The organism is Spirosoma profusum (assembly GCF_014699005.1).
Lineage (GTDB): Bacteria > Bacteroidota > Bacteroidia > Cytophagales > Spirosomataceae > Spirosoma > Spirosoma profusum.
The window spans coordinates 88,361-96,195 of record NZ_JACWZY010000033.1; the positions used below are offsets into that span (position 1 = coordinate 88,361).

Annotated in this window: 6 protein-coding genes and 1 tRNA gene; 3 read left to right on the top strand and 4 right to left on the bottom strand. The window is 48.4% G+C overall.

Going from position 1 to position 7,835, the window contains the following annotated elements:
• Positions 1–104: 104 nt before the first annotated feature.
• Together IC229_RS28380 and dapA are read left to right on the top strand one after the other, a co-directional pair.
• Complete coding sequence (locus IC229_RS28380; RefSeq protein WP_190891282.1) at positions 105–674, top strand: DUF3782 domain-containing protein; 570 nt, start codon at positions 105–107, stop codon at positions 672–674.
• A 61-nt stretch (positions 675–735) separates the two neighbouring features.
• Positions 736–1,632: a 4-hydroxy-tetrahydrodipicolinate synthase gene (gene dapA, locus IC229_RS28385; protein ID WP_190891284.1), complete on the top strand. Its 897-nt coding sequence runs from the start codon at positions 736–738 to the stop codon at positions 1,630–1,632.
• A 79-nt stretch (positions 1,633–1,711) separates the two neighbouring features.
• On the opposite strand, the gene IC229_RS28390 is transcribed toward dapA, so the two are convergent.
• From IC229_RS28390 to IC229_RS28400, 3 genes are all read right to left on the bottom strand, one after another.
• On the bottom strand, positions 1,712–1,900 hold the full coding sequence (locus tag IC229_RS28390) for a hypothetical protein (protein WP_190891286.1): 189 nt from the start codon (positions 1,898–1,900) through the stop codon (positions 1,712–1,714).
• Positions 1,901–1,996: 96 nt separating this feature from the next.
• The gene (locus IC229_RS28395; protein WP_394355990.1) at positions 1,997–4,207 is read right to left on the bottom strand and encodes a carbohydrate binding family 9 domain-containing protein; all 2,211 of its coding nucleotides are present in this window, start codon (positions 4,205–4,207) and stop codon (positions 1,997–1,999) included.
• Between the two features lie 183 nt (positions 4,208–4,390).
• Positions 4,391–6,964, bottom strand: coding sequence for a M14 metallopeptidase family protein (locus IC229_RS28400; RefSeq protein ID WP_190891290.1), 2,574 nt, complete (start codon positions 6,962–6,964; stop codon positions 4,391–4,393).
• A 180-nt stretch (positions 6,965–7,144) separates the two neighbouring features.
• On the opposite strand from IC229_RS28400, the gene IC229_RS28405 reads away from it, so the two are divergent.
• Positions 7,145–7,216 (top strand) — tRNA-Glu (locus IC229_RS28405).
• A gap of 475 nt (positions 7,217–7,691) precedes the next feature.
• Here the strand turns inward: IC229_RS28405 and IC229_RS28410 are convergent.
• Positions 7,692–7,829 carry a hypothetical protein gene (locus tag IC229_RS28410; RefSeq protein ID WP_190891298.1) on the bottom strand — a complete coding sequence of 46 codons (138 nt, stop codon included), beginning with the start codon at positions 7,827–7,829 and terminating at the stop codon, positions 7,692–7,694.
• Between the last annotated feature and the right edge of the window lie 6 nt (positions 7,830–7,835).

Genomic DNA, 7,835 nt, shown 5'->3' on the forward strand with positions numbered 1-7,835 from the left:
GCAGCATACAGACCAACTGCGGGTTTCTACCCACGCTACGTTATTGTAAAGCGTTACTTTTTTCCATTTTACCGTCTTCAATACGCTAAATAATCTGAGTTCAAATGGAGTCCAATACTGGTTTTGAAGATATTCGAGCCATTCTGAAAGAAGTTGCCGAGAAGCAGCGTGAGATTACAGAACAGCAGCGTGAGAACGATAAGGAAATAAGCCGTGTCGCTAAAATCGTGGGCGACATCGGCAATAAATTTGGTACGTTTACCGAGGGGATGGCCTTTCCGTCGATGGACAAAGTCCTTCGGAAACAGTTTGGCGTAACTACCGTAACCACGAATTACACTACCCAGGCTGGGGCTGATACCTTGGAAATTGATGTATTGGGGCTAGCGAACAGAGACGCCAATATAGCAGTGATTGTTGAAGTAAAAAGTCATCTTCGAAAACGGGATATTGACCAAACGCTGAAAACAATTGACCGATTTCGGCGGCTGCATCCTGAACACGCCAGTAAGAAGTTATACGGGGTAATTGCCTGTGTCAGTGGCTCAAAGGAACAGCGTGAAGAAGCGCAGAGGGCAGGACTTTTTGTGGCTTCCATTCATGATGAAGTATTTGAGTTAAAGACACTCGCCAACTTTGTTCCGAAAGATTTCTCTGCGGAAGTCGTGGCCTAAACGCGGAACTCACCACTAAATTCCCGTAACTTTGTGGTAACATACATTTTTGTCTCCGCGAATGGAAACCAAATTTCACGGCGTCGGCGTCGCCATTGTGACGCCCTTCAATGCCGACCAGTCAATTGATTTCGACGGCTTTGGTCGCATTATCCGACACATCTCCGAAGGAGGTGTCCGTTACGTTGTCCTGCAGGGTACCACCGGCGAATCGCCAACGGTGACGAAGCAGGAAAAGAAACAGTTGCTGCAATACCTCAAGGAAAACAACTCGAGCAATCTTCCCATTGTATTTGGCGTTGGCGGTAACGTAACATCCGACGTAGTGTCGGGCATGAAAGATATTGATTTTGAAGGCGTAGACGCTATTCTGTCAGTTTGCCCTTACTATAACAAACCTGGTAAACGTGGTGTCATTGAACACTTTACCCGCATTGCCGATGCCAGCCCCGTACCGGTAATTCTGTATAATATTCCGTTCCGGACGGGGATTAACATGTCCGCCGAAACCATTTGCGAATTGGCACAGCATCCCAACATTATCGGCGTAAAAGAAGCTTCCTGCGTCATTGAGCAATGCATGGAAATTGTACGTGATAAACCCGACGATTTTCTGCTCATCTCCGGCGACGACGTACAAGCTGTTCCTCTCATCAGCATTGGTGGAGTAGGCGTTATGTCGGTGATTGCCAACGCATTCCCCGCTAAATTCTCGGGTATGATCGATGCCGCGCTGAGAGGTGATTTTGCTTTTGCTCAGAAAGAATTGGGCCATTTCCTACGTATCGATCCACTCCTCTATGAAGAAGGAAATCCGGTTGGTGTAAAGAACATCATGGAAATTCTCAACCTAATTTCCGCAGAAGTACGCTTACCTCTTATGCGGGCTTCGGATGACCTCAGCGAACGCCAGCGAGCTGTTCTTCAACGCGACGGACTGCTTGAGCTGGTGGCGTAACGTAGCGTTTTCAACAATATAAAAAAGGTTGCATCCGATAATTAGGAAGCAACCTTTTTTGCATTCAACAGGAAAATCATCAGGAGTTGCCGCCACCAAATAGCTTGGATACGAGCCAGATAACGATACCAATTCCCAGAATAACCAGGATAGCACCGGTCCAGGCACCCGCCTGAAAAATATCACCAACTACTTCGCAACTGGATAGTAAGAAAGTAAGAAAGAAGGCGACTAAGGCCATCGGGAGAAATTTTACTAGCGCTTTCATAAACGTTGATTGGTTTTTGTGTAGGATATGTACTGCCTTTAGTTGGCAGGCTGCACAAATAACTAGCACAAATTCAGTTTGTTTAAAGCCGTACGCTTAAAGATTCCACCAATACGTCCATTTCAGAACCAAGGCCCGGTTTTTGACCGAGAAAAAGCCCGGTACGTCCTGCCCAATCTGGCCTGAATTGGGTAAATAATTATCAGTATACACCAGGAAAAAGTCGGAGGCTGGTTTGTAGCGCCACTGAATCCGGGCGTTCACGTTCATGTTTTTCTGCTGCTCGTTATATTGAACAAACGTAGTGAGATACAACGTATTAGTCATCGTAAAGTCGAAACGGGGACTGATTAGCCAGAACGTAGTACGACCCCAGGGCTGACGTAACCGAATGTCGTTGTAGCTTGCCGTAGCCGCCAGACTTACGTAAGGCTGAATACGGTACCCTAACGTAGCGGTCAGGTTCAGGCGGGTTCCGTTTTCATAATAACCACCATATCGCGTTGTAAATCCGTACGTAAATACACTTTGCGGTTTGGAAATAAACTCGGTTCCCCAGGCTGTCCAGTTGTGCTCTGTATTGGCAGCTAGCGTTTCGCGACCGGTGTTCGTAGGGTCGAAGGGTTGTAGGAGCCGAACGTAATCGGTAGCGACCCAGCCCGTGAACGTACTGCGGCTGCGGAACGTAAAGGCGTAACTCAGAATACTTTCGTTATCACTCTGTTTCCAGTTTGGATCGAAAAAATACGTTGATGTCAGCAAAGGCCCGTGGTTCAGTACGTTACCGCCCGACGGCAGAAATGTGTAACCCAACGTAGCCATACCGCGTTCGTAACCCAGACGCGGAACGTAACCCGCTTCGGCTGTGTAGTTCCTGCCAACCGCTTCGACCTGACTACCAATCAGCCATTTGCGGCTTGTATATTGTAGATTACCCGCATAAACCGCGTCGTCGCCGGGTTGATCAGGTCGGAATGATTTGACATACAATGCTTTACCTGCCCATAGATTGTTCGCCGAAGCCAGATTATATTCAAACCCAAGATTGCGGTTGTAGCGTGAATAAACCGGTTTGTCGGGCGTTGGCGTATACGAAAGCGATTCTTTATTGACGAACATCATTCCGATGTTCGAGCGAGCAAAAACGCGCCGTTGCAACGCAAATACAGCGAAGTTTTGAGCGGGCAGGCCCGTTTCATCAACTTTGCCCGTCTGCATATCCATGAGCCCCATGCGCCAGTCCTTGTTTAGCTTACCACTGAGACGAGCCCCGAAGCGGATTGGTACGCCACCCAACCCGATACGTCGGCTGAAAAACGGGCGGATACGGTCGTAGCCGAAATTGGTGAATTGGTCGCCGTTTTCGAGAAAAAACTGTCGCCGTTCGGGGAAGAAAAGCTCGAAACGGTCGAGATTGGTCACCTGCTGGTCAACATCTACCTGCGAGAAATCTGGGTTCACAGTCAGGTCCAGATTCAGCGACGACGTAACGGCTACCTTCGCATCGAGGCCCGCGTCGAAACGATATTGATTGGGCACATTATTCTGATAGTCGCGCGTCAGCGCCCCAAGAGCATAGGGAATAATCGAGATATTCGGACCCGGTTGTGGCGGTGGCTGATCCCAGATCAATACGCCGGTTAGGGCCAGTGAAGCCGTTGGGAATTGACGCTGAATGGGTGTCCAGGAAGATTTTTCAGTGGTTTTTAAATCCAACCGACTGAAATTGATTCCCCAGCGACTGATGCCTTTTTTATAGCGAATGGTTTTGAAGGGAATAGCCAGTTCTAGAACGTAACGATCGGCGTAATTTTTGACTACCGATGTCCATTTATTATCCCAGCTAAGGTTCGCTTTACCACCTTCATACAATAGGCCATCCCACTGAGCGCCCGCAGCATTCGCCCCGAAGGTAAACCCGTTGGTCTGGTCGTCGAAGGGGTCCATGAAAAAAATGAAATTATCATTTTTGGTAAACGCCCAGTCGCGCCGGAGCGATTCAACCATGTATGGCCCTTCTACGTAGCCGTGGAAACAAACGGCGCTCAGGTAAACGTTATGGTCATCGTACGCCATGCGCACTTCGGTTCGTACCTGCGCTTTACTGGTATCCATCGGCAGCACCATCCAGAAATCGGTGGCGACTTCGGCGGCCTGCCAGGCGGACTCGTCTACTGTTCCATCGATTACGATTGGCGATTGAGCCCGGTTGATGTGGAGCTGGTACTTTTCATTTTTCTTCTGCGCCCGTACCACCAAAGGGCTAACTGATAAAACGATAAGGAAAATTGGCAGGATAAGTTTCACCAAATCAGTGAGTTTAAGAAACGGTACGTAATAAAAAGGGAAGGCGGCTTTTTTTTACTGAAAGTAATTTTTTAACCGTAAAGGTCGCTAGGGCCTACGCAAAGATCACGAAGTACGCTGTGTTTCTTTGCGTATACCTTAGCGACCTTTACAGTTAAAAAAAGCGCTAATCATAGCCATAAACTAGTTCCCGACCATGAAAACGGCGTTGCTGAATAGCAGTTTGCCATTATACCAGAAACCCCGAAACAACGGATCGTCGGCCAGATATACGATGCTCCCTCGTCCAACATTCTGAACACCCATTAGCAACGTATTTTTTAGTTTCTCTCTGGCGTTACGTCCCGAAAAACCAGCGACGTAGTTATCGTTTTTCAGATACCCTACGTTCCAGCCATCTTTCAGAAAGTCAAAATTGAACGCGTTTTGCACCAATGTGTAATACCCGTCAGTCAGACCGAAACCCAACGGGTGCGACGTATCGACATTGACCCGGTAAATACTACCTGGAATATCGTCGGAGATGGCGGTACGTTCCCGGTCGGCGTATAGTTTAACCGAGTCAATAGCGTTGCCTTTTTTCTCTTTTTTATCGCCTTCCTGTGCCGCTTTTTCCTTTAATTCGAACCCATCCCGCCCGGCTAGGAAAGCAGCAGCCCGTTCCATTGCGATCAGCTTGCCGCCCGCCCGAATCCACTCTCTCAGCGACGACAGCACCCGGTCGTTCAGAAAGCGGGCGTAGTTATAATTGGTTGGCAAAATCAATACGTCGAGTTTGTTCCATTCTACGTTGCCCAGTGAATTTCCATCGACCAACGTAATGGGGTAGTTCAGTTCCTGATCAAAAAAATGCCAGACTTCTCCAGCCGATGGGGGAGGAGTGCCCTCGCCCATAACCAGCGCCACACGTGGAGCTTTCAAACCCGTAACAAAATCAGACCCAAAATCAGAACCCTTTGCAACGAAGCCTGTCTGAACAGGTTCAAATCCGGAACCGGTCATCGTAGCGATCTGCTTCACAATCCCATCGAACCGATCGCCAAGTCGTTCGTTGCCGGCGCGTGGTACAATCAGCGTACCCGACGGATAGGTTTTGCCATCCAGTTCAAATGGTTTTTCGGCAGCCCGCACCCTGATTTTCTGCTTCAGCAGCGCAGCCAACGTTTGAGCGGCTGGTAATGATTTCCATTTAATTAGATAGGCATACGCTCTGGATGAAGCCGCCGTAGTTGACGAAGCGGGCGCAGTCGGAACGGACATTGTACTGGATGGCTCCAGGCGAGTTGTTAAACCATATGTTTGCAGTCCAAATGCATATGGTAACGACCAGGCTGTAATGTCATACGTAGCAGAATCTTCGAGCGCTGAATTTTGCTCAAAAAGAATTTTCAGCAGTGTCGATTTGGGTTGATAGGCGCTGATAACCACATCTTCGGCGGCTATAGTTACACTTTTGTCGTTTTTCTGCGAGTTGTAGTTGTAACCAGGTGCAGTTGTAGATTTACCAGCATAGCCATACCGGATTTTGTTACGTTCCAGTAACTGAAGAAGCGCCTTCACTCGGCCACCGTTATCATCTTTCGGCGATTTGATAACGTAACTCTTATACGTACCAATGGGCGTGTTCCTTGCTTTATCGAAAAACTGGCCAAACTCCTTTACGATTTCGGCTGGCCGGTCGGCTACGGATTCTAACGTAGCAATGCTGGCCGCGTAGTGATGGTCAATACGTTGTCGAAGGGTTAACGTATCACCGTCGGCTTTCTCGATGGCCAGCCCGGCCCGTCCGCTGCCGCCTTGTTCGAAGGTCATACCGATAGCACCGTTGTAGGTTGGATACGTGTCGCCATAGCTGGGATAGAACAAGTCGAATCGTTCGCGTGTGTAATACAGCCAGCCGTTCCGGTCGAAATATCGGCTGCAATATTCACCAATGGTTTGCTGGAATTTCCGCTGGAAAGGTGTAATGTCTTCGTGATAGGGCTTTGCCGATGGCGCAAAATAATAGGGGCTCTCGACGCCCATTTCGTGGAAATCACCGTGCAGATGCGGCATCCACTGTTGATAGAGCGCCATGCGTTGTTGCGTGATTTCCTGCGTTTGCCACGCCCAGTCTCGGTTTGGGTCGAATAGGTAGTGCGTATAACGACCACCGGGCCAGGGTTCGTTATGTTCGCGGGCCGAGGGAGTTGGGTCGGCGCTACGTCCTACCATCTGGTTGTACCAGTTCACGTAGCGGTCATGCCCATCGGGATTGAGGCCGGGGTCGAGCAGTACAATAGTTGAATTGATAATTTTCTGCGAAACGGCATCCGTTGGACTGAGTAGCCGGTAGAGAACTTCCATAAAAGCCTCCGAGCTAACAGCTTCATTTCCGTGAACGTTGTAGCTAAGCCAGGCAATCGGGGGCTGAGAAGTTGGGGTTGGCGTTCCGTCGAGCAGGCCAATACGTTTCAAATTATTCGTCCGAATTTCTTCAAGTCGGGCCATATTAGCTTCCGAACTGATAGCAATCACCATCAGCTGTCGCCCTTCGTGTGTGGTGCCGTAAGGAAGGAGTTTTACGCGATTGGGGCGTTGACGAGCCACCTGTTCGGCGTAGGCTAATACGCGGTAGTGGGGCGTAAAGCGTTCGCCAATAGCATAGCCAAGAAATTTATCAGGTGAATCAACTACGGAGCTTGATGAAGTGGTTGTCTGACCAGCCGCTACGTTAGTAGCGGCAATGAGACACATACAGAAGAAAACTGATTTCATGAAGGAGAAAATGATGAAACGCTAATCTTCTCAAAAATAGCAGGAAAACAGGTAGAAACCCTTTTTTTGCTAAAATTTTGCAGCTGCATATTGCATTATAAAAACATACCCGTACCTTTGCACCACGTTTCGCCAACGTAGCGGCTAATAAGCCAAAATGTTGGGTCTTAGACACAAGACGGCCGATTCGTCTAGCGGTTAGGACATCGCCCTTTCACGGCGGTAACACGGGTTCGATTCCCGTATCGGTCACCTCCTAACAAACTCGCCCTAATTAGTCTGATAGCTAAAGTGCTATTTATGAGCTAGTTAGGGCGTTTTTCTTTATTGTGCCGAACGGTTTAATATTCGGTTTAGTAAAGATATTCCGTCCGTAACTATTGATGTTTATTTACAGGTTGCTTAAATTTAAGGTGTACAGACAAACAGCAACACCAAATGGCTACCTTAAATGAAGTTAAGTTCGTACTTGACCGTCCCCAATCAGATACCGCTACTTACATTCTCTTATTGTATCGGTTTAATAACACTCGTCTTAAGTACTCGACAGGCCACAAAATTTGCCCCGATCACTGGAGTCCAGAACTACAACGCGCTTGTACTGATCAAAAGACACGTAAAGAGCGACACTGTATATCGTCAACCTAAAATGGACAGATGCGAGTGAAAAGAGAAGAGACGGTTTTAAACACGTTGTAGACGCTGAAAAATATGATTTTTCCGCCGTTTAAGCAGCGATAACTGGTTCAGCCACGATTTGCTCTTGGAGACCCCAGTAAGCGTCGGCCGGACGCACATTCTCGAGTGATTCATGATAGCGTTGGTGGTTGTAGTAAGCTACCCACTCGGTTAAGCGTTCTCGCAACTCATC